Below are 19642 nucleotides of genomic sequence, written 5' to 3' on the forward strand. Positions count from 1 at the left end.
TACGGTGCGGGGAATTCGACCGCACCGACCGGGGAGAGCCGCATGGTCGCCTCAGACTCCTTCGACGACATCGTGGTGGGCGCGGGCACCGCGGGGGCAGTGGTCGCGGCGCGGCTCAGCGAGGACGGCACCCGGCGCGTGGCCCTCGTCGAGGCCGGCCCGCACTACGCCACCCGCGAGCAGACCCCCGACGACCTGCTGAACGGCAACGCGATGTCGCTGGCCCGGCACGGCTGGGGGCTGTCCGCGCGGCTCACCGCGGACCGCCGCACCGCCTTCCCGCAGGGCAAGGTCACCGGCGGCTCCTCCGCCGTCGGCAACACGGTGATGATCCGCGCCACCCCTGCCGACCTCGACGAGTGGGTCGCCCTCGGCAACCCGGCGTGGAGCTGGGACGAGGCACTGCCCCGGCTGCGCGCGATCGAGGACGACCTCGACTTCGGCACCGACCCGCACCACGGCACCGGCGGCCCGATTCCCGTCCGGCGCTGGCGTTCCGAGGAACTCACCACCGTGCAGCGCCTGTTCCTCGAAGGCTGCCTGGAGGCGGGCCACCCGTACGCCGCCGACCACAACCACCCGCTGTCCACAGGCGTGGGCCCCATCCCGTCCAACCGCCGCGACGCCCGCGAACGGGTCTCCACCGCCATGGCCTACCTGTGGCCCGCCGCCGGCCGCCCGAACCTGACCGTCGTCCCCGACGCCCTGGTCGACCGGGTGCTGATCGAGGACGGCACCGCCCGCGGCGTGCGGATCCTGGAGGGCGGAGCCGCACGCGCCCTGACGGCGCGCCGGGTCGTGCTCGCGGCAGGGGCGGTCGGCTCGCCCGCGATCCTGCTGCGCTCCGGAGCCGGCCCCGCCGGGCACCTGGCGGAGCTGGGCATCCCCCTGCAGGCGGACCTGCCCGGCGTCGGGGAGGGCCTGGTCGACCAGCCGCGGATCGGCGTCTTCCTGACACCCCGGCCCGGCGCGGCCGACGAACGCGCCTCCACCGGCCAGATCGTACTGCGCACCACCGCCCCGGCCCCGGCCGGCGGCACGGAGCGCTTCAACGACATGTACTACGCGATGGTCAACCACTTCAACCTGGCCCACCACTTCCCCCGGCTGCGCGCCGCCGCCGGCGCCGACGGGGTGTTCGGCGTCATGGCGGTGGTCCGCCGCCCGCACTCCCGGGGCCGGATCACCCTCTCCTCCGCCGACCCGCGCAGCGCGCCGCACATCGACCTCGGTTACCTCACCGACCGGCGCGACCACGGCCTGTTCGCCGAAGCGGTGCGCACCTGCTGGCAGCTGGCGAACTCGGCCGGGATCGGCGCGCACGCCGAGCGGGTGGTCGCACTGGACGAGAAGACCGTCCACGACGACGAACTGCTGCAGGAGTACGTCGAGACGGTCGTCGACACCGCCTTCAACCCGGCCGGCACCCTGCGGATGGGCCCGGCCGACGACCCGGGTGCGGTGGTGGACCAGTTCGGCGCCGTCCGCGGCGTCACCGGCCTGCATGTGGCGGACGCCTCGGTCATGCCGTCCATGGTGTGCGCCAACATCGCGCTGACCACCGTGCTGATCGGCGAGCGGATCGCCGAGGCGCTGCGCGAGCACTGACGCCGGGTCGGAAAAGTCGCCGGGAATTCCCATCCGGCATTCTCGGAGTAATCCCCGCACGGCCCCCGCTGGGACGATTCTCCCGGCATCGGAAAAATGTCCGCGCCCCTTCGGCGCGGCCCTTCGGAAAGGAACGGCGATGACAGTGGAAAACCCGGCCTCCGGGAACATCGCGGGTGTTGACCCCGAGGTCCCGCACGTCTCCCGGGTGTTCGACCTGATGCTCGGCGGTACCGCGAACTTCGCGGCCGACCGGGCAGCGGCCGAGTACGCGTTCGCCTCCTGGCCGGGCGGCGACGTCCGGGTGGACATCCAGGCGGCGCGCGGCGCACTGGTCCGGATCGTCCGCCACCTGGCCTCCGACGCGGGCATCCGGCAGTTCCTCGACATCGGCACCGGCCTGCCCACCATGGACAACACCCACGAGGTGGCGCGGAGCATCACCCCGGACGCCAGGGTCGTGTACGTGGACAAGGACCCGGTCGTGGTGGCGCACGCCCGCCACCTGCTGGCCGACGTGCCCGAGGACGAGGTCCGCTACCTGCACGCCGACATGAAGGACCTCGACCGGATCCTCGACGAGGCGAAGGCCGTGCTGGACTTCGACCAGCCGATCGGCGTGATCCTCTTCGGCATCCTGCACTTCTTCCCCGACGACCAGGGCCCCGCCGACCTGATGAAGCGCATCGTGGACGCCGTCCCCGCCGGCAGCCACGTCGCCTTCTCGCAGTTCGCCCGGGTCGGCGAGGACGCCGCGATGGACGAGGCCTTCGAGCTGCTCAACCGGCAGTGGGGGGAGTCGGTGGTGCGCCGGACCCGGCAGGAGGCCGCCGACCTGTACTTCGCCGGCCTGGAGCCGGTCGAGCCCGGCGTGGCCGAACTGCCCGACTGGCGGCCCGAGCCGGGCGAGGCGGGCCCCAGGCCGATGCCGATGTGGTGCGGCGTCGCCCGCAAGGCGTGACGCACCGGCACCAGCCGTACCGGACCGCCCAGACGGTCCGGTACGGCTTCTGCGTGCCCGTCACCCGACCGGATCCCGCTCCGCGCCGAGGACCTCGGCCAGCACCCGGCCGGTCAGCCGGTCCTCGCGGGCGTCGCTGTGGCCCTCCGGCAGCGCCACCGCCTCCAGGGAGGTCGAGCTGGTGCGCCGACCGGCCTGCACGACGTCGATCCGGTACCCGAACTCCAGCTTCTGCGGGTCCGTCAGGTCTGCCCGCAGGACGACCGCCTCGACGGTCGCGTCGACCGGGAACAGCGGGCTCTCGAACCGGGTGGCGAGCAGGGTCAGCAGGTAGCTGTAGCGCAGCTCCGGCCGGTGCACCGCGTAGAAGCGCTCACTGACCGTCAGGAACAGCTGCCGGGCCGCCTCGACTGCGATCATGCCCTGCACGTGTCGACTGCCCTGGTGGTCGAGGAGCAGCTCGTTGTCGTTGTGGAGCCGCAGCGCGGCCCGGAACACGTCCTCCGCGACCTGCTCGACGTCCGCGACCACCACGTTCTGCGGCACCCGCTTGTGCACCTCCCGCACCGGCGGCAGCGCGCCCGCCGGGCGCGGCTCCACCAGGACCCGGCCGGGCGCCAGCCGGTCGGCCGCGGCGCGGACCCGGGCCAGATCGTGCTCGTCCACGCCCTGGCCGAGCCGCAGCAGCACCGGTCCGGCCGGGCCGTCGTAGCCGCCGGCGCGGGCCGCGGCGAGAAAGGCGCCGACGGTGGTGACCCGGTCGTGGGCCGCGAACCGCGCGAAGCGGTCGCCCACCAGGACGAGGGTGCGGAGCTCGGAACCGTCGTTCATCGTCGGGGTCGTTCCTTCCGGTCGGGGACGCAAAGGGGTCAGGGCCGCGCCCAGTCGGGTCGGGAGACGATCTCGACGACGGCGCAGGCCAGCGAGGCACCCCCGTTGCTCATCATCAGGACGTGGTCGCCGGGACCGATCGCACCGGTCGTCAGCAGGTGCTCCAGCCCCACCACGTGGTCGCAGGTGGCGAGGTGGCCTGTCGTGCGGCCGAACTCCAGCAGGCCGCGCGAGGCGTCGATGCCCAGCGGGCCCAGCACGCTCTCCAGGTACGCCACGCCGCCGGAGAACACGTGCGTGGCCCGGGTGATCCGGTCCGCGGTGACGCCCGCCTCGGCGAGGGTGCGGGTGCCGATCGCGAGCCGGGCGCCGTCCAGCGCCCGGCGGGCGGCGGCGGACGCCTCCGGGTCGGACTCCCGGTGCCGCCGCAGCCGCTCGCCGATCCGTACCGGCAGCCCGAGCGACTGCTCCGGCGGGAACAGCGGCACGCCGCCGCGGTACATCTCCTCCAGCGCGGGCACCGACATGCTGCCCACCGCCAGCAGCCGGGCGAAGCCGCCGTGCCGGGAGAGCACCACGGCGGCACCCGCGTCGCCGAGGATCGACAGCCGATTGGTGCCCGCACCCTCGGCGTAGCGCCAGCGGTCGATCAGCGGCAGCCCGAAGTTGTCCGCACCGGTCACCAGCGCCGCCGGCCGGTCGTCGACCGTGAGCCACCTGGCGGCCAGCTCCATCGCGGCAAGCATGCCGTTGCACGCCTGCCGGACCTCCAGTGCGGGGGCGTCGCCGCCCACGGTGCGGCGCTGCACGTAGCTCTGCGGCGGCCACGCGTCCGGGCCCTGCGCCATCGTGGAGGCGTGCAGCAGCACCGCGACGTCGCCCGGCGGGTGCCCGGACCGCTTCAGTGCCGCTTCGGCGGCGAGCGCCGCCATCTCCGGCGCGGGCAGCTCGCCGGCCACGGTCGCGCCCGTCCAGCCGCTCTCCTCGGCGGTCCGGGCGTCGTACCAGCCGCGAGCGACCGCCTGGCGGGCGCTCACCACCGGCGGCAGGTGGGTCCCCAGGCCTGCGATCCACAGCCCCGGCGTCCTCATCCGACGCCTCCGTCCCCCGGACCGGGGACGTCCCAGCGCACCGGGACGGCCTCCGGGCCGCGGATGAACACGCCCTCGCGCCAGCGGAGTCGCCCGTCGGGCTCGGCGAGGCGTATTTCGGGGAGGCGCTCCAGGAGGGCGGCGAGCCCGATCCGCAATTCGACGCGGGCCAGTGGCGCGCCCAGGCACAGGTGGCGGCCGTGGCCGAAAGCCAGGTGCGGATTGTGCTCGCGCTCCGGGTCGAACGCGTCCGGGCGCTCGAACACCGCGGCGTCCTGGTTGGCGGCGTCGTGCAACGGCACCACCACCTCGCCGGCCCGCACCAGGACCTCACCGACCCGCACGTCCTCCAGTGCCACGTGCGCCGCCCCACCGGTGCCGATCAGCGAGCTCCAGCGCAGCGTCTCCTCCACCGCCCGTTCCAGCCCCGCCGGGTCGGACCGCAGCCGCCCGGCCAGGCCAGGGTGCTGAAGGACCGTCAGCGCGGTCATGGCGAGCTGGTTGGCGGTGGTCTCGAAGCCCGCCATCAGCGTCCCGGCGCCGAACACCACGATCTCCTGGTGGCTCAGCCGCTCGCCGTCCGGCGCCGCGAGCAGCCGGCTGAGTACGTCCGCACCCGGGCGGCCCGCCGCAATCCGCGCCTCGTGCCGGGCCACCAGCCCGGCGAAGTAGGCCTGCACCTGCCGGTGCGCCTCGGCGACCTCCTCCGGCGCGCGGCCGCCGACCGACGTCATGGCGGCCATCAGGGGCCGCAGCCGCTGCCCGTCCGGGCAGGGCATGCCGAGCAGGCCGGTGACCACCGCCAGCGCGAACGGCACGGTGAACCCTTCGACCAGGTCGGCCGGCTGCGGCAAGGCCGTCAGTGCGTCCAGGGCCCGGCCGGCCAGCTCGCGCACCCGTGGTTCGAGCAGCCGGGCCTGCCGGGCGGTGAAGGAGGGCAGCACGGCCTGGCGGCGCCGGGTGTGCACCGGCGGGTCGCTCACCGCGAGCGAGATCGACTCGGGGGAGCGCGCGAACATGGGGCGGCCCGGGAACGCCTCCCGGCTGAACCGGTCGTCCGCGAGCACCGCCCGGACCTCCTCGTGCCGGGTGACCAGGAGCGCCTCGACGCCGCTGGGGAGCAGCACCCGCGGCAGGCCGGCCTCGGCCGTCAGCTGCGCGTACCTCGCGGGCGGACGCGCCCCCGGACAGCCGGGAAACGGGAACCCGGGGAGGGCCTCGGAACTCAACTCGTGTCCTTTCCGAGCAGGGCGACGGCCAGGTGGGCCAGGAAGGTGCAGATCAGGAACAGCGCCGCCGCTCCCGCCGGCCAGCGGACGGCCCGCCGCCGGAGGAACCAGTCGGCGCCGTACGCGGCGAAGCCCAGCGGGGCGAGCAGCAGCCACCCCCACGGCGCGGCGCCCGGGCCGCTGCTCCACGGCCGGGTCAGCAGCAGGCCCAGGGCCGCGGACAGCACGGCCCCGCCCAGCGCCGCCGCCACGGTGCCGCCGACGCCGTACACGGTGACGTAGCTGCGCTCACCCGCCGCCGGGCTGCGGGTCAGCTTGCGTCCGTACTCGAGGTGCGCGAACACCGCGACGGCGGTCAGGACCGGCAGCAGGTCGTGGCGGCCCGGCGACAGGCCGCCGTCGTGCAGCACGCCCGCGCCCAGGTAGCCGTTGAGCAGCAGCTGCACCGGCAGGCCGAGCAGGGCACCGAACCCCAGGTCGTCGCCCGGCGGCCACTGCCACCGCAGGCCGACGGCCAGCAGGAGCAGCGCGTACCCGAGCGGCGCGGCGGCCGCCGCCGTGACAGCGGCGCCGCGCGGGGCGTTCAGGGCGAGCACCGCGAGGGCGCCCCCCGCGATCAGCACGGCGAGGTCCCGCGGACGGACCGCGCCGGAGGCCAGCGGGCGGCGGGGGTGGTGCACCCGGTCGTAATCCAGGTCGCGCAGGTCGTCCACGGCACGCATCAGCAGCACCAGCACCACGAAGGTCACCGTGGTCGCCACCGTCGCCCATCCCGGCCGCCAGCGCGTCAGGCGCGGATCGGCGAGCACGAACAGCGCCGAGCCGCCGAGCGACCAGGCCAGCGCGTACGGCAGGTAGAACAGCGGCGGGAAACTGCCCGCCAGGTAGCGGCCGAGTCGGGCGGTCACCGCTCCGGCCCTTCCACCAGCCGCACCGTGCCCGCTCCGCCGTCGAGCTCGACCCAGGCGCCGTCCGCGATCCGCGCCGTCGCGCCGGGCACTGCCACCACCGTGGGCACCCCGAGCAGGCGGCCGGTGATCGCGGTGTGCGACAGCAGGGTGCCGCGCTCGACCACAAGGCCGCTCGCCGCCGTCATCAGGAACAGCCAGCCGGGATCGGTCTCCCGGGCCACCAGGATCGCGTCCCGGCAGGACTCGGGGGACACGTCCGAGTCGAGCACCACCCGTGCGCGGGCTCGCACCAGGCCCGCACTGGAGGCCAGGCCGCGCAGCACGCCGTCCTGCTCCGCCGGCCCGTCGGCCCCGTCCAGGCCGTCCGCGGGCACCGCCGGTGCGAGCGGGACCCCGGCCGCGGTGACCAGCGCGGTGGCGGGCGCCGACCGGGCCTCGCAGCGCTCCCGCTCGGCTCGGCGCAGCGCCGCCAGCTCGCGCGGTCGGGCGCCCGGCAGGGTGCCGTCGAACGCGCCGAGCACCTCCTCTACGGTCAGGTCGAACACGTCTGCGGCGCGGTCCAGGTGGCCGGCCTCGGCGAGCAGCGCGCCGAGCCTGCGCAGGATCCGCCGGGACAGCCCGTACAGCTCGGTGCGGCAGAACCGGGTGTCCTCGCGCACCTTGATCTGGGAGCGCACCAGCGCGGCCAGCGCCCGCAGCACGGCCCGGCGCACCGGCCCGCGGCACGAGTTCCGCAGCTGCTCCTCGGCGGCCGCGCGCACCCGCCGCTCGTCGGCGCGGCTTCCCTCGACGGTCCGGCCCTGGCGGACCAGCGGTCCCACCATGTCCAGCACCATGCCCGGGTCCTGGCGGGGCGTCGGCTGCTCCAGCTTGAGGTCGCCGGCCGCCCGGTCGCCGTACCGGCGCAGGTGCTCCGCGGCGACCCGGGCCAGGTCGGGGCCGTACCCGCCGCCGACCAGCTCGTCCCACACCGCCCGGCGGTCAGCGGCGTCCCGGGCGCCGAGCACCCGGTCCCGGGCCCGCGGGTCGGCGCCGACCAGCTCGGCCAGCGCCAGGCCGGAGCGCAGCGCTGCCAGCGAGCGGTTCTCCGGCCCGCCCGCGAGCAGGCCGGTCATCAGCGCGTGGTCGCGCTGTCCGGCCCAGCGCCGCAGCAGCGCGTCCAGCACGACGGTGACCTGCATGGTCAGAAAGCTGTTGGTCAACGTGGTGCCCCAGCGCGCCGCGACCTGCGCCCACATCCGCCGGTGGAAGGCGACCAGCTCCTCGGGCCCGCGGCTGTCGAGCCCGTCGGCGGACGCGGCGAGCGCGTCCCACCAGCGCAGGAAGCCGCGCACCTCCGCGGGGTGCCGCAGCAGGCGGCGCACCGTGGCCGGGGCCAGCGCCAGGGCTCGGCGGCGCCAACCGGGCCGCAGCGGGATGCGCGGGTCGGCCGCCAGGCCCATGGCGTGCTCCCACCAGCCCCGGACGAACTCGAACTCCTTCAGTTGGCCGTGGAGTTCGTACCAGTCGTCGATCCGGTAGAAGACCCGGCCGCCGTGCAGGCCGACCATCCGCTCCAGGCGGTGCGCCTGCGCGCGCAGCCGTTCCTCGGGCACCCCCATCCGCCGGTACAGGTCGGTGAAGATCGACCGGTAGAACGCCCGGGCCAGGCTGTAGGTGAGGGCGCCGGACACCCCCGGATAGCTCTCGGTGATGTTGTGGTTGCTCCACCGGACCGGCGCCGCGCCGGGCTCGGGCAGGACCATCGGCCGGGCCTGCAGCACCTGGAGGAGGCCGTCCGCGGTGAACGCGCCCTCGATGTCCTGCGGGCAGCCGAAGTGCTCCTCGATCCGCTCGGCCGCCGCGGTGACCTGGGCGAGCTGCGCCGCGTCCAGCACCGGCCGGTCGGCCAGCGCGGTCGGCACCTCCAGTGGTGCAGGCCCGCTCGGCCCGCCGGGCACCGGCGGGCCGAGCATCCGCCGCTTGTGCGCCAGCCGGGAGCGGACCTCGCCGCCGGGGCGGGTGACGAAGAAGTGGTCGATGTCGGCCCGTTCCTGGACGACCCCCTCGCCGATGCCGTACGCGGCCGCGACGATGTGCCGCCCGCTCCCGTCCCGCGGGTCGCGGGTGAACGCCACGAACGACCGGGCGCCCGGCACCATCCGCTGCACGCCGACCGCGACCCGGGTCGCGGCTGGGTCGGCGCCGCGGTGCAGCCGGTAGTGCACGGCTTGCGGGTGGTAGGCGGACGCCCAGCACCGGGCCACCCGGTCCAGCAGGTCGGCGCGCGGGACGTAGAGGAAGCTCTCGCTCATCCCGGCGAACGGATCGGCGCCGTCGTCCTCGCCCGGCAGGCCCGGCGCGGGCACCACACAGGCGCGCACCGCGACCAGTCCGTCCGGGCCCGCCATCGCGTCGAAGGCCGCCAGCACCCGGGCGGCCAGCGGCTCGGGGACGGCCAGAGCGGCAGCGGCCGCCCCGGCCGCCAACGCCCAGGCACGGACGGCAGCAGGATCGCCGGCCGGCGGTGCGGGGGCGAGAGCGGCGCGCAGCTCGGCGGTGGCCAGGTCGAAGGCGGCGGCGGGCAGCCCGAACAGATCCGGCACCGGGAACCCGGCCCGGCGCATCGATTCCAGCCGCGCGAACTTGTGCCCCATCAGCCCGGCGTCGAGCAGGTCGGCGCCGTGCACCGGGCCGAGCGGGGGTGCGGTGGCCGGCCCGCTCATCCACGGGCCCCGTTCCAGCCGTCGAGGTGCAGCACCTCGTCCAGCGGTCGGCGCGGGCCGGGCCGGAACCGGGTCCTCACTGCGTACGCGACGGGCAGCAGCCCGCCCTGGCGCACGTTCGCCGGGAGGCCGAGCAGGGCGGCGACCTCGGCCTCGGCGTCCAAGTGAACGGTGGTGAGCACGGTGCCGAGGCCCCGGGTGCGGGCGGCCAGCATGAAGCTCCAGGTGGCGGGGGCCAGCGAGGACCACACCCCCGCCTGGTTGTCGGCCGTCAGCCGGCGCTCGCCCAACTCCAGGCAGGGCAGCAGCAGGACGGGCACCCGGTGCAGCTTCGCGGCCAGGTCCCGCCCGTCGGCGAGCGCGGTGCGGGTGACCGGGTCGACCTCGTCCAGGCGTTCGAGCTGTGCGGCGAAGCGCCGGTTGAAGGCGGCCCGGTAGACCGCGGCGACCTCGGCACGCCGGTCGGGGTCGGCGAGGACGATCCAGCGCCAGTCCTGCCGGTTGAAGCCGTTCGGCGCCTGGACGGCGATTCGCAGGCAGTCCCGGACCAGCTCAAGGGGCACCGGCCGGTCCAGGTCCAGGCCGCGGCGGACCGAGCGGGTCGTGGTCAGCAGCTCCTCGCAGGTCAGCTCTGCGAGCTCGGCGGGCGCGCTCACCACAGTCCCGGCACCAGGCGGGCGTGGCCGACTGCATAGTCGCGGTACGCGGGGATGGTCAGCAGTGCCCGCTCCTCGACCCGGATCCGCCAGGCGAGCACGGCCGCCAGCGCGGCCAGCAGCAGCACCGCGATCCAGTTCAGGAAGAAGAGCACCAGCCCGACGTGCGCGGTCAGCATGCCCGCGTACGCGGGGTGCCGGATCAACCGGTACGGCCCCGTGCGGACGATCGACTCGTCGTCGCGACGGATCACGTAGTGCGAGTAGAACCGGCCCAGCGTTCGGATGGCGAGCAGCCGCAGTCCGATGCCGCCGGCGTACAGGGCGGCCGCCACCGGCAGCCACGGCAGGGCGCGGTCCCAGGCGATCGGCGCGAGGACGGATGCCGCCACGGTGGCGAACCGGGTGCAGCCGTAGACCACCAGGGTCGCCACCTCGTGCGGTGGCGTGTCCGGCTTGCCGAGGGTCACCGGCATCTCGTGGATGAGCCACAGCAGGTTCGCCACCACGAATGCGACGGCGTACCAGCGCAGCGGCTGGTCGTCGCGCCGCAGGTTCACCACCAGCCCGGCCGCGTTCACCACCAGCCCGAGGCCGAACAGGGCGGGGCCGATCGCCCGCCGTCTCCCGGTCCCGGGCGTGGTCAGGGGGTCGTCGGGCATGGGGGACCTCGGCTTCCGGCTTCCGGTGGCGTGGACGAGGTCCCAGTCTGCTGCGGCCCGGCCGGGCGGCCTTCTCACGTATTGCCCGGTCGCGGCCGGCCCGGCCGCAGTGGAGCTAACGCCGCATCACCAGCGGTTCCTCGCTGAGGAGGTAGGCGCCGACCGTCTCGAAGTGCGAGTAGGAGAGCGCGATGTGCTTGGTCACAGAGTTGACGTCGCGGAAGGCCCGCTCCAGTCGGCTGGAGGCGTACATCGAGGTCGTCCCGGCCAGCGTGTACGCGGTCTCCACCGCCGCCGTCGCGGCCTCGCCGACCGTCGCCGAGGCCAGCCGTACCAGCGAGCTGAGGTCGTCGCCGGCCGTACCGGACTCCTCGACCTGCCGGGCCGCCTCGAACAGCAGCAGCCGCGCCGAGTACAGCGCCGCCTCGGCGCGCGCGAACCGCTCCTGGACGACGTGGTTGGCGGCCAGCGTCCGGCTGCCGCTGGCCGGGGTCTTGGCGTGGGCGGTGGTCCAGAACGCGTCCAGCGCGTCCTGCGCCACTCCGAGCGCGACCGGCGCGGTGGAGAACGGCCCGAAGTCGAAGTACCCGATGGGGTAGGCCCGGGAGTCACGCTCCGGTGGCGCCTGGACCATGCGGCCCTTGCGGACGGCGTACGCGTCGGCGACGAACCGCTCCTCGACGCGGAAGTGGTTGCTGCCGGTGCCGCGCAGGCCGACGGTGTACCAGGTGTCCTCGATCCGGACCTCGGAGGCGGGCACGTACAGCATCACGATGTCCGGGCCGGTCGGAGTCTGCACGGGCTGCCAGTCCTTGCAGACGAGCGCCGTACAGACCAGCCAGTCGGCGTGCGCCGAACCGGAGCCCATCGCCCACTCGCCGCGCAGCAGCCAGCCGCCGTCCACCGGCTCGGCCAGGCCGGACGGCTTGACCCCGCCGACCGCGAAGCCCTCGCAGTCCCGGAACAGCTCCCGGGAGGTCGCCTCCGGCAGGTAGTCGGACAGGCGGCCGATGGCGCCCTGGACGCCGATCTGCCAGGACACCGAGGCATCGAGCCTGGCCAGCGCCTCCAGCGCGTACATGCCGGCCGTCAGCGACACCTGCTCGCCCCCGAACGCGCGGGAGACCCACATGCGGGTGAACCCGGCGTCGCGCAGGGCGGCGTAGACCTCCCGCGGCATCTTCCGGTCGCGCTCCGCGGCGTCCCGGTGCGCCTCGACCGCCGGGGCGACCCGGTCGACCCGGCCGAGCCACTCGCACTGCTCGGGGGTGGGCGCGGCTTCCGGGAGCCGGTACCGCTTCAAACGGTCGTTCATGGGGTTCGCTCCTTCGATCCGGTCCGAGCCGCGCGCCACCGTTGACGGAGGGCGGGTATCCGGGAGGTGGACACCAGTGTCGGGCGGACCGCCGGGAGCCGACTCCTCCCAGCGTGCCCTCTCGGACGATCGGGCCGCGGTCAGGAGCGGGGGAGCCCCCGAGCGTCGAGCTCGGCCGGCAGGCCGAAGGCGGCGTACACCTCGGGGTCCTGGAACACCGAGGTGCGGCTGATGCCCCCGGCGGTGACGGTGAACACCTGGAGGGTGTGCAGCCGGTAGTCGTCGCCCACCCGCCGGTAGGCGGCGAAGCCGGGCTGGCCGTTGGCGCCGATCCGCTCCAGGTGCCAGTCCGTACCGGACTTCTCGAACACCCAGTGCATGAACCGGCCGTAGTTCTCCCGGCCGGTGAACCAGTTGAGCATCGGCGGCATCTCCATGAGCACGTCCTCGGTGAGCAGCCGCTTGAGGCTCTCCACGTCGGCATTCTCGAAGGCCTTCATGTAGCGGTCCACCCAGGCCCGCTGCTCGGCCGCCAGCGGCTCGCCGAGGCACTCGTGCTCGATCCCGGCCTCCTTGAGCCGGGCCCGCGCCCGTTGCAGGGAGCTGTTCACCGACACCACCGTGGTGCCGAGGATCTCCGCCGCCTCGGACGCCGTGAAGCTGAGCACGTCCCGAAGGATGAGCGCGCCGCGCTGGCGGGCCGACAGGTGCTGGAGGGCGGCGGCGAACGCCAGCCGCAGGCTGCTGCGGTCGATCACGGTGCCGGCCGGGTCGCCGGTGCCGAGCAGCGAGTCGGGGAACGGCTGCAGCCAGGGCACGTCGTCGCCGCGGACCAGCGGCTTGAGCGGCTCCGACTCGGTCACCAGCCCGGACGGCAGCGGCCGCCGGCCCGCGCCCTTGAGGGCGGTCAGGCAGGCGTTGGTGGCGATCCGGTAGAGCCAGGTGCGCAGCGAGCTGCGGGTCTCGTCGTACTGCTCGCGCGCCCGCCAAGCCCGAAGGTAGGTTTCCTGGACCAGGTCCTCGGCGTCGTGGACGGTGCCGAGCATCCGGTAGCAGTAGGCCAGCAGCTCGGACCGGTACGGCGCGGTGCGGTGGTCGAAATCGTCTTCTGCGGTCACCGCATGCCCCTTCCGGCCCTCACCGCGGCCGAGCAGCCGCACAGCCGGACGACCTTACCGCGGACAGCGGCCAACAGGTGGTCAGAACCCGTTCAAAGCCCACCGGTCCCCGCGCACCGTGCCGGAGCCGGGGACGGGCAGTTCGATCAGCTCGGGCTTGAACAGGGGGGCGACGCCCATGGCGGGCTCCCAGCCGGCCAGCGACTCGTCCTGCTCGACCTCCACACGGTGGCCGCGCTCCAGGTCGTTCACCACCCGCAGGATCAGGCGCACGCCGAGCGGCGTCAGGTGCTCGCGCCACAGCGACTCGACGGTGGAGCCGGGCGGGACGAGGAGGTGCTCCTGCGCGGCGATCGGGCCCGCGTCGGTGCGCTCGGTCAGGTGGTAGACCGAGCCGCCGGTCACCCGGTCGCCGTCGCGGATCGTCCAGCGGATGGCGTCCCGGCCCCGGTGCAGCGGCAGCAGGCTCGGGTGGTAGCCGATCGCGGCCACCCGGGCGCGGGCCCTGGTCCGGCGCCCGATGAACGCGTGCGAGTGCGCGGCCAGAATGATGTCGGTCCCGTCCGGTATGTGATGCGCCCTCAGGTCGGTGGACGGGGTCCACTCGACGCCGCGCGGGTACGCCCAGGAGCGCAGCCGGTCCCAGGTCATCGGGTTCGCGTCGTCCTCCGGTCCCTGGCCCGGGGCGAGCCGTCCACGCTGGCGCGGCGCGGCCACCCCCACGATCTTGTGTTCCTCGACCAGGGCTTCCGCCACGGTGACGGCGAACCCCCCCTGGCCGGACAGGTAGATGTTCACGGGTCCCTCCTGGTGGCTGTGGCTTGGCTGTGGCCACGAGCGTAGGGGCGGCCGGCGGCGTCGGACTGCTTCCGTGTTGCCCGAGTTCGGCGGGGCCGGTCAGTCCCCGAAGGCCTCGCAGACGCCCAGCAGACTCTCCTCGAAGCCGCCCGCCGGCATGCCCTTGCCGGCGGTGAACAGCAGGGCCTCGTCGTAGACGCCGTCGAAGACGGCCGCGAACCGCTCCTTGGCCTCCTTCGGAGTGCCGTGGACCGTCAGTGTGTCGAGCATCCGATCGGAGACGGCGGCCGCCACGCCGGGCATGTCGCGCCGTGAGAACGCCTCGCGGATCGAGGCGACCTCGGACTCGAAGCCGTGGAAGGAGATCAGCGGGGCCGCCGAGGCCCGGGCCGCGAACACGGCCAGTTGGGTCGCGGCGAGCGCCCGTGCCCGGACCGGGTCCTCACCGCGTTGCTCGTCTTTCGCGGTTTTCTTGATCGTCTTGTGGGCTACGCGGCTGCGGCGGCCCAGGCCCGGTGGACGGCGGCGATTTCGTGGTCGGTGGGCTGACCTGCGTGTTCGGGCATATTCCTGGCCGCAATGACGGTGCGCCGGAGCTTGACGACCATGTCCTGGAAGGACGGGGTGGTCTTGGTGGTGTACCAGGGGGCGCGGGCCCGGTGCTCGGCGACGTCGGCGGGGTGGTGGCCGTGAAGGGCGTACCAGATGACGGTGAGGCTGTAGACGTACAGGCCGAACGGCACGGTGCGCTCGACCGCCGCCCGGACCCTGTTCTGGGCCTGGCCGACGCCCAGGTGTTCGCGGACTTCCTCGAAGGTGGTCTCGATCGACCAGCGGCCGGCGTAGCGTTCCACCAGCTCGGCGGCGGGGGTGGTCAGGTCGGTGGTGACCAGGGCCAGGTCGAAGGGCTTGGTCGAGCCCGGGTCGCGGACGAGCAGGACGCGGATGGTGCGGGTGTGGAAGCTGCCGTACCACAGGCAGACGAGCTCGGCGATGTGCACGGTCGCGGGCGGCCGGTTGTACCGGGTGACGGTGTGCGCGGTGAAGACTGCCTGCTCGGCCCAGCTCTTCGGGGTGCCGATCTTGGCGCCCTTCAGGCACGGCCGGCCACGGCGGCCGGTCGGCGGCGGGGCGAGTTCGTACAGGGCGGCGTTGACCGGCAGCCGGCACGTCCACGTCACCGTGCCGGGCAGCTCGCGCAGGGCGCGGCCGTGGTAGGCGCCGTCGGCCACCACGTCGATCCGCCGGTCGGTGAACGCGCGGGCCAGCAGCGCGACCAGGTCGAGGGCGAGATCGACTTTCGTCTTCCCCTGTTTGGGGCGCCACAGCCGGGCCAGGATGGGCAACGCGATCGGGCGGGTGAGGAAAGGCAGGCGCACCACCAGGGCGACCACCACGAAGCAGGTCCCCCGCCCGATGGGCTTCGGTCCGGTGGCCGCACCGTCGTACTGCCACGCGGCACCGAAGACCTTGCGCCCCGTGCGCTTGAACAGCGTGTCGTCGACGGCGACCTGCAGCGCAGCCCCCGCGGGCAGCAGCCGCTCCACGATCAGACGGGCCAGCACGAGGCCGACCCGGTCCAGGTCCCACACCCCGGCGGCGAAGAACCGGTGGGCCCGGTCGTGCGGCCACCGGGCCGACAGTCCGGCGCCGGTCAGCATCCCGGTCACCGTCCGCCGCCCAGTACGTGTCACCGTCCCCGTGACCAGCGCCGCGAGCGTCTCGAACGACGGCGCGGTGAAGCAATCCCGGAAGACCGCCAGCACGAGTAACAGCGAAGGGGGTACGGTCCCCGGTGGAAGCATCGACGGCCCCTCGACAGAGGTGGAACAGACCCGTCGATGCTTCCGCACGTCTACGACACAAGCCCCCTCTTTCGATCATGAAAACCGCGAAAGACGAGTACATTCCGCCGCGATCGTCGTCAGCGAATCCGGCATCCTGTTCGCGGGGGAGAGCGAGGTCCCCGACGCCCGCAAGATCAACGCCACCTGGGTCCTGGAGAAGAAGGACGGCTCGTGGCACATCGCCGCCTACCACAACAGCGCGATGCTGGCGCCCGCGCACTGACCCCCGGGCCGGGCGTACACCGCGGGAAGGCCCCCGCTCCGGAGCCGGAGCGGGGGCCTTCCGCGTGGGCGTCGCGCCGTCAGTCCACGCCGGCGAGCAGGACCGCCTCGAACTGCTTGGCCACCTCCTCGATCACCTCGGTGCGGTGGAACGCCGTGTCGTAGACCAGGTCGAGAGTGAGCCGGCCTTCCACGGTCGAACCGAACAGTGTCGGCACCGGCCCGCGCGAGGTGGTGGCCCACCGGCTGTCGGTGACCCGCAGGCCCTCCGGCACCGGGTACTCCTCGATGACGCCGATGTTCGAAACCATGAAGGAGATCGGCGGCAGCGGGGTGGCCTCGCCGACCGCGCGCTGGGAGACCAGCCGGTGCTGGATCTCCTCCTGCTCCAGGGACTCCTTGAGCTGCGCGCCGATCCGCCGGCCCACCTCCGCGGGGCGGTCGTCCACGTCGACGCCGGTGGAGCAGACCAGCCGCGCCACGCAGCAGAACGGAGCGTCCGCGGCGATCGGCGGGTCGACCCGGGACCTGAGGTCCACGGCAAAGGCGGGCGCCACGGGCAGCGGACCGGCCTCCGGGAACCGGGCGCGCACCGCGCACGCCATGGCCCCGACCAGCAGATTGGTGAGGGAGACCCCGTCCCGGCGGGCCGCGGCAAGCAGCGCGGCCGTGGTCGCCGGCTCGAAGGCGAAGCCGCGCACCGCCAGCTCGCCCGGCGCGTCGGCCGCCACGTGCAGCGTCAGCGGCGGTTCGCCCCCCTGCGGCGGCTGCACCGGCCCCGGCTCGTACGCCGCGAGCAGCGCCTCCTCCAGCGACCCCTCGAACGCGGACCTGCCGGTCGGTTCGCTTTCCACCCCGCGCAGCAGGTCGGTGTAGTGGCCGAGCAGACGGCGCAGCAGCAGCGTGTTCAGCCTGGCGTCGCTGCCGGCGTGGTCGCCGGCGAAGCTGAGCACCGCCGACTGCGGCCCCTGGGCGAGCGTGACCCGGTAGACCCGGCGGTCGTCCTGCAGTTCGGTGTTGAGCACCTGCGCGAGGCCGTTGCTCCCCGGTGCGACGAGTTCCAGCACCGGCCCGTCGTCGGCCAGCTCGATGGAGACCGCGTCCGGGGCGCGGCGGAAGGAACAGCGCACCAGCGGGTGGTCGCGCTGGAGGAGGCCCAGCGCCCGCTGCAGGACCTCCGCGTCCACCCGCCCCTCCAGCGTGACGCTTGCGACGACGGGTCCGACGCGCCACAGGTAGAACAGGGACTCGAAGAAGGTGAGGGAACGTCGCTCGTGCGTCATCGGCGAACCTTTCGTGCGTCCGGTGGGAGGGGAGCGGATCGGCCGGGCCGGGTCACGCGAACGGCGTGGGGGTGAGGATGCGCCGGTCGAGCCGGGCCACGAGCGGGCCGTCGAGTTCGCTGAGCCGCTTGGCTTCGGTCCACCGCGGGTCGGCGAAGAAGGACGCCCAGTTGCGTTCGAGGGCGTCGTAGGAGTCGTGCCGCAGCACGTAGACGACCTGGCCCATGGTCTGGGGGCCGAACTCGGTCAGCGAGATGAAGACCACCTCCATCCCGTGCTCGGCGAGCAGTTTCAGGGCGTGCTCGTTGAACCGGCGGATCAGGTCCGGCAGTCGGCCGGGGACGGCGGTGTACTCGCGCAGCTCATAGATCATGGCAAGTCAACTCCCGTTCGGGGAAGGCATCATGGCCCCGCCTGCCGACGTCCGACGCGGCGCGGGTTCGCGTCGGGGAGCCTAGCCACGGGGTGCCCGGGCGGACTTCTCCCTGAGTGCCCCGGCACGTTCGCGGCGGATCCGCGCGCGAACGGCGATGAGTTCCGCCCCCGCCGTCGGTATGTAGACCGAGCCCTGGCCGGCAGCGCCCGCGCCACGCCCCGGGGGTGGAACGATCGAACGGAGAGAGTCATGACCACGGCAGGGTCGGCGATGCAGTCGACCGCGGCACCCGCCGCAGAGTCCAACCGGCGGTGGATGATGCTGGTACTGCTGCTGCTCGGACAGTTCATGGGCCTGGTCGACGTGTTCATCGTCAACGTGGCCATGCCCTCGATCGGCACCCAGCTGCACGCCTCCGGCGCGTCCTTGCAGCTCGTCGTCGGCGGCTACACGATCGCCTACGCGATGCTGCTGATCACCGGCGCCCGACTGGGCGACCTGTACGGACGGCGCCGGATGTACCTGCTGGGCGTCCTCGTGTTCACCCTCACCTCGGTGGGCTGCGCGTTCGCGCCGAACGCCGTCACGCTGGTGGTGTTCCGCTTCGCCCAGGGCGCCAGCGCGGCGATCATGGTGCCGCAGATCATGAGCGTCATCCAGATGCAGTTCCAGGGCCAGGCACGCGCCAAAGCGCTGTCCGCGTACGGCGCGGTGCTGTCGACCGGCGCGGTGGCGGGCCTCGTCCTCGGCGGAGTGATCGTCAACGCCGACCTGTTCGGCGCGAGCTGGCGCCCGGTGTTCCTGGTCAACGTGCCGATCGGCCTGGTCCTGATCGCGCTCGTCCCGCGGCTGCTCCCGCAGGACGCCCCGACCGGTCGCCGCAGGCTGGACCTGTACGGCCTGGCGCTGGCGGTCCCGGCGGTGTTCCTGATGGTCCTCCCCGCTGTTCTCGGGCGCGAGCTGGACTGGCCTGCCTGGACGTTCGTCTGCATGGCCGCAGGAGTCGCGCTCGCCGCCGTGTTCGTACGCGTCGAGCGGGGGATCGCGGCCCGCGGCGGTGACCCGCTGCTCAACCTCGCCGTCCTGCGTGCGTCCGGCATGTCGATCGGCATGATCACCGTGGTGTGCGTCCAGCTCACCTACGGCGGCTTCCTGTTCGTCTTCACGCTCCACCTCCAGCAGGGCCTCGGCGAGAGCGCACTGCGGGCAGGCCTGACCTACCTGCCGATGTCGGTCGCCTTCGGTCTGGCCGGCTTCTACTGGCGCAAGCTTCCTGAGCGGATCCACCACGTGCTCGCCCCGGCCGGTCTGGCGGTCTCCGCGGTCTCCTACGGCCTGATCGCGATCGCCATGCAGAACGGCGGCTCCGGCGGGACGCTCATGTGGGTCGGCACGATCCTCAACGGCGTCGGCATGGGCCTGTCGGTGAGCCCGCTGCTCACCCAGTCACTGGTCAACGTGCCGATGGACAAGGCGGTGGACGCCAGCGGACTGTTGACCACCATCGTCCAGCTCGGTCAGGTGGCGGGCATCGCGGTGTACGGTGCGATCTACCTGACGCTGGTCGAGCGGATCGGCGACGGCATGCGCGCGCACGTCCTGGGCAGTGCGATGTCGACGAGCGCGGTCTGGATCCTGGCCGTCGCCGCGGTCGGCGTGGCTCCCGGCATCATCCTGTCCCGCATCGTCCTGCGGGCCCGCCGCCCGTCCCCGGCGGCCCCCGCAACCGCCGTCCCGTCCCCGGCGAGCGCCTCCGACTGACCCGCCCGGCCCACCCGGAACCGCCCGAGCGCCGCGTCCGCCGACGCGGCGCTCGGGCGGTTCCGGGCGCGTCGTCCACTCCGGCGGTGCCCAGCCGAAGGCGTGGGCTCGCGCCGGGACCGGGACGATCGGGGAGCCGGCCCGGCCCGGTCCGTGGGCAGCTCCCGCGAACCCTCCTCCAGGGGTTCGGGTCCCGCGCGGTGAACGGCGTCGGGTCCCGGACTCCCCACCCCTCGACCGAGAGGCCTCAACATGACTCGAACAGGGA

General features: G+C 73.9%; 18 protein-coding genes. 4 read left to right on the plus strand and 14 right to left on the minus strand.

The window, feature by feature from the left end; all coding sequences use genetic code 11:
* The first annotated feature begins 42 nt into the window (after positions 1 to 42).
* A complete protein-coding gene (locus ACQ614_RS33180) occupies positions 43 to 1608 on the plus strand; it encodes a GMC family oxidoreductase (protein WP_431682739.1) in 1566 nt (521 codons plus the stop codon).
* Between the two features lie 139 nt (positions 1609 to 1747).
* A complete protein-coding gene (locus tag ACQ614_RS33185; protein ID WP_431682740.1) occupies positions 1748 to 2569 on the plus strand; it encodes an SAM-dependent methyltransferase in 822 nt (273 codons plus the stop codon).
* Positions 2570 to 2629: 60 nt separating this feature from the next.
* Here ACQ614_RS33185 and ACQ614_RS33190 read toward each other — a convergent pair whose 3' ends face one another.
* The 12 genes from ACQ614_RS33190 to ACQ614_RS33245 form a co-directional block, all read right to left on the minus strand.
* Positions 2630 to 3400, minus strand: coding sequence for an AfsA-related hotdog domain-containing protein (locus ACQ614_RS33190; protein ID WP_431682741.1), 771 nt, complete (start codon positions 3398 to 3400; stop codon positions 2630 to 2632).
* Positions 3401 to 3438: 38 nt separating this feature from the next.
* Positions 3439 to 4491, minus strand: a complete 1053-nt coding sequence (locus ACQ614_RS33195) for a ketoacyl-ACP synthase III family protein (protein WP_431682742.1) — start codon at positions 4489 to 4491, stop codon at positions 3439 to 3441.
* Positions 4488 to 5720 (minus strand): cytochrome P450, encoded by a 1233-nt coding sequence (locus ACQ614_RS33200; protein WP_431682743.1) that lies wholly within the window; start codon positions 5718 to 5720, stop codon positions 4488 to 4490. The genes ACQ614_RS33195 and ACQ614_RS33200 overlap by 4 nt, the downstream gene beginning before the upstream one ends.
* The gene (locus tag ACQ614_RS33205) at positions 5717 to 6628 is read right to left on the minus strand and encodes a hypothetical protein (RefSeq protein WP_431682744.1); all 912 of its coding nucleotides are present in this window, start codon (positions 6626 to 6628) and stop codon (positions 5717 to 5719) included. Before ACQ614_RS33205 ends, ACQ614_RS33200 begins: the two co-directional genes overlap by 4 nt.
* Positions 6625 to 9336 carry a PEP/pyruvate-binding domain-containing protein gene (locus tag ACQ614_RS33210; RefSeq protein ID WP_431682745.1) on the minus strand — a complete coding sequence of 904 codons (2712 nt, stop codon included), beginning with the start codon at positions 9334 to 9336 and terminating at the stop codon, positions 6625 to 6627. The genes ACQ614_RS33205 and ACQ614_RS33210 overlap by 4 nt, the downstream gene beginning before the upstream one ends.
* A complete protein-coding gene (locus ACQ614_RS33215; RefSeq protein ID WP_431682746.1) occupies positions 9333 to 9992 on the minus strand; it encodes a nitroreductase family protein in 660 nt (219 codons plus the stop codon). The genes ACQ614_RS33210 and ACQ614_RS33215 overlap by 4 nt, the downstream gene beginning before the upstream one ends.
* Positions 9989 to 10654: a methyltransferase family protein gene (locus tag ACQ614_RS33220; RefSeq protein WP_431682747.1), complete on the minus strand. Its 666-nt coding sequence runs from the start codon at positions 10652 to 10654 to the stop codon at positions 9989 to 9991. The genes ACQ614_RS33215 and ACQ614_RS33220 overlap by 4 nt, the downstream gene beginning before the upstream one ends.
* Before the next feature lie 115 nt (positions 10655 to 10769).
* Positions 10770 to 11969, minus strand: coding sequence for an acyl-CoA dehydrogenase family protein (locus ACQ614_RS33225; protein ID WP_431682748.1), 1200 nt, complete (start codon positions 11967 to 11969; stop codon positions 10770 to 10772).
* 140 nt (positions 11970 to 12109) lie between these two features.
* Entirely contained in the window at positions 12110 to 13087 is a 978-nt protein-coding gene (locus tag ACQ614_RS33230; RefSeq protein WP_431682750.1) for a sigma-70 family RNA polymerase sigma factor, read from the minus strand.
* Positions 13088 to 13168: 81 nt separating this feature from the next.
* The gene (locus ACQ614_RS33235) at positions 13169 to 13885 is read right to left on the minus strand and encodes a formyltransferase family protein (RefSeq protein WP_431682751.1); all 717 of its coding nucleotides are present in this window, start codon (positions 13883 to 13885) and stop codon (positions 13169 to 13171) included.
* Positions 13886 to 13984: 99 nt separating this feature from the next.
* Entirely contained in the window at positions 13985 to 14284 is a 300-nt protein-coding gene (locus ACQ614_RS33240; RefSeq protein ID WP_431682753.1) for a hypothetical protein, read from the minus strand.
* An 89-nt stretch (positions 14285 to 14373) separates the two neighbouring features.
* Positions 14374 to 15690, minus strand: a complete 1317-nt coding sequence (locus tag ACQ614_RS33245) for an IS701 family transposase (protein ID WP_431676575.1) — start codon at positions 15688 to 15690, stop codon at positions 14374 to 14376.
* Positions 15691 to 15709: 19 nt separating this feature from the next.
* On the opposite strand from ACQ614_RS33245, the gene ACQ614_RS33250 reads away from it, so the two are divergent.
* Positions 15710 to 15955: a nuclear transport factor 2 family protein gene (locus tag ACQ614_RS33250; RefSeq protein WP_431682754.1), complete on the plus strand. Its 246-nt coding sequence runs from the start codon at positions 15710 to 15712 to the stop codon at positions 15953 to 15955.
* 79 nt (positions 15956 to 16034) lie between these two features.
* On the opposite strand, the gene ACQ614_RS33255 is transcribed toward ACQ614_RS33250, so the two are convergent.
* A complete protein-coding gene (locus tag ACQ614_RS33255) occupies positions 16035 to 17237 on the minus strand; it encodes a phthiocerol/phthiodiolone dimycocerosyl transferase family protein (RefSeq protein ID WP_431682755.1) in 1203 nt (400 codons plus the stop codon).
* A gap of 52 nt (positions 17238 to 17289) precedes the next feature.
* Positions 17290 to 17610, minus strand: coding sequence for an NIPSNAP family protein (locus ACQ614_RS33260; RefSeq protein ID WP_431682757.1), 321 nt, complete (start codon positions 17608 to 17610; stop codon positions 17290 to 17292).
* A gap of 252 nt (positions 17611 to 17862) precedes the next feature.
* On the opposite strand from ACQ614_RS33260, the gene ACQ614_RS33265 reads away from it, so the two are divergent.
* Entirely contained in the window at positions 17863 to 19374 is a 1512-nt protein-coding gene (locus tag ACQ614_RS33265) for an MFS transporter (protein WP_431682758.1), read from the plus strand.
* The last annotated feature ends 268 nt before the right edge of the window (positions 19375 to 19642 follow it).

The sequence above is a fragment of the Kitasatospora dryopteridis genome (assembly GCF_050749075.1).
Taxonomy (GTDB): Bacteria; Actinomycetota; Actinomycetes; order Streptomycetales; family Streptomycetaceae; genus Kitasatospora.

Bases quoted from the DNA above. Each gene is read 5' to 3' on its own strand.
- ACQ614_RS33210 (WP_431682745.1), bottom strand. From the start codon at position 9,336: ATGAGCGGGCCGGCCACCGCACCCCCGCTCGGCCCGGTGCACGGCGCC.
- ACQ614_RS33190 (WP_431682741.1), bottom strand. From the start codon at position 3,400: ATGAACGACGGTTCCGAGCTCCGCACCCTCGTCCTGGTGGGCGACCGC.
- ACQ614_RS33260 (WP_431682757.1), bottom strand. From the start codon at position 17,610: ATGATCTATGAGCTGCGCGAGTACACCGCCGTCCCCGGCCGACTGCCG.
- ACQ614_RS33195 (WP_431682742.1), bottom strand. From the start codon at position 4,491: ATGAGGACGCCGGGGCTGTGGATCGCAGGCCTGGGGACCCACCTGCCG.
- ACQ614_RS33185 (WP_431682740.1), top strand. From the start codon at position 1,748: ATGACAGTGGAAAACCCGGCCTCCGGGAACATCGCGGGTGTTGACCCC.
- ACQ614_RS33245 (WP_431676575.1), bottom strand. From the start codon at position 15,690: ATGCTTCCACCGGGGACCGTACCCCCTTCGCTGTTACTCGTGCTGGCG.
- ACQ614_RS33225 (WP_431682748.1), bottom strand. From the start codon at position 11,969: ATGAACGACCGTTTGAAGCGGTACCGGCTCCCGGAAGCCGCGCCCACC.
- ACQ614_RS33220 (WP_431682747.1), bottom strand. From the start codon at position 10,654: ATGCCCGACGACCCCCTGACCACGCCCGGGACCGGGAGACGGCGGGCG.
- ACQ614_RS33180 (WP_431682739.1), top strand. From the start codon at position 43: ATGGTCGCCTCAGACTCCTTCGACGACATCGTGGTGGGCGCGGGCACC.
- ACQ614_RS33265 (WP_431682758.1), top strand. From the start codon at position 17,863: ATGACCACGGCAGGGTCGGCGATGCAGTCGACCGCGGCACCCGCCGCA.
- ACQ614_RS33255 (WP_431682755.1), bottom strand. From the start codon at position 17,237: ATGACGCACGAGCGACGTTCCCTCACCTTCTTCGAGTCCCTGTTCTAC.